The organism is Sphingobium sp. SA916 (assembly GCF_002894065.1).
Classification (GTDB): Bacteria; Pseudomonadota; Alphaproteobacteria; order Sphingomonadales; family Sphingomonadaceae; genus Sphingobium; species Sphingobium fuliginis.
Window position 1 is genome coordinate 1 of sequence record NZ_LXYF01000116.1, and the last position, 1,579, is coordinate 1,579.

Below are 1,579 nucleotides of genomic sequence, written 5' to 3' on the forward strand. Positions count from 1 at the left end.
CCAGACTGTGTAAAAACGCGGTAGATATGGTAGTATGATCCGACGGTTTGGAGGATCGCATGGGTCGCTTCATTGTTGGTGCGGAACGCACTCAGACGACGCTGTTTCCGCCTTGTATGGATGATTGGATCGACGATGATAATCCCGTTCGGGTGGTCGATACGTTCGTGGATGCATTAGATCTTTTGGAGCTTGGATTTGAAGGCGTCGCCCCGGCAATGACCGGGCGCCCGTCCTATCATCCGTCGGTGCTGCTCAAGCTCTACATTTACGGGTATTTGAACCGCGTCCAGTCGAGCCGGCGCCTGGAGCGGGAGGCCGGTCGCAATGTCGAGTTGATGTGGCTGGTGGGCCGGCTTGTACCCGACCACAAGACGATCGCGGACTTTCGGCGCGACAATGGCGCTGCGATCAAACAGGTCTGCGGCCGCTTCGTCATGCTGTGTCGGGAGATGGACCTGCTCGCTGGCGCAAGCGTCGCCATCGACGGCAGTAAATTCAAAGCGGTCAACAATCGCGACCGCAACTTCACCAAAGCCAAGCTCCAGCGCCGGCGACAACAGATCGAGGAAAGTGTCGCGCGGTACCTCTCGCAGCTCGACACGGCCGATCGTCAGGAGCCAACGGAGATGATGGTCGTCAAAGCCGACCGGCTCAGGGACAAGATAGCCAGGCTCGGTGACGAGATGAAGCGTTTGGACGCCTTGGAAACGCAGATGCTGTCTTCGCCGGACCAGCAGATCTCGCTGACCGATCCCGATGCGCGATCTATGTCGTCGAGCGGGCGCGGAACAGGTGTGGTCGGCTATAATGTCCAGGTGGCGGTCGATACGGACAACCATATCATCGTCACGCACGAGGTGACGAACGTCGGAACCGATCGGGCTCAGCTCAGCGGCATGGCGATGAAGGCTAAGGCCGCTTTGGGCGTAGAGCAACTGGATGTGGTAGCCGATCGCGGCTACTTCTCCGGCGAACAGATACTGGCCAGCGAACAGGCCGGGGTGACCGTCACACTTCCAAAGCCGTTGACCTCGCAAGCCAAAGCCGCTGGGCGCTTTGGCAAGCAGGACTTCGTCTATATCCCCGATCAGGACATGTATCGCTGCCCGGCCGGCGAGATGCTGACATATCGCTACACTAATGTGGAAGCGGGTCTAACGGTAAGCCGATACTGGGCCAGCGGCTGTCCAAGATGCCCCATCAAGGCGAGTTGCACGCCGGCCCCGGAACGCAGGGTCACGCGGTGGGAGCACGAGCACATACTTGAAGCCATGCAGCGCCGCCTGGACGCAGATCCGAACGCCATGCGGGTGCGACGCCAGACCGTTGAGCACCCCTTCGGCACCCTGAAAGCCCGAATGGGCGTCACGCACTTCCTCATGAAAACCAAGAGGCATGTCTCAACCGAGATGGCGCTCCACGTTCTCGCCTATAATCTCACCCGGGTGTTCAACATCATGGGGACACGGAAAATGCTGGCCGCCATTGCAACATAAGGGGAGAGCCTCGCTCAACGCACTCGCATATCTTCGCCCACATGCCTTCAAGCGCCGTACGCCGTTTTTACACAGTCTGG

General features: G+C 59.3%; 1 protein-coding gene. It reads left to right on the top strand.

Going from position 1 to position 1,579, the window contains the following annotated elements; genetic code table 11:
* Positions 1-59 precede the first annotated feature (59 nt).
* Complete coding sequence (locus A8G00_RS24640; protein WP_103001957.1) at positions 60-1,499, top strand: IS1182 family transposase; 1,440 nt, start codon at positions 60-62, stop codon at positions 1,497-1,499.
* Positions 1,500-1,579: the final 80 nt, after the last annotated feature.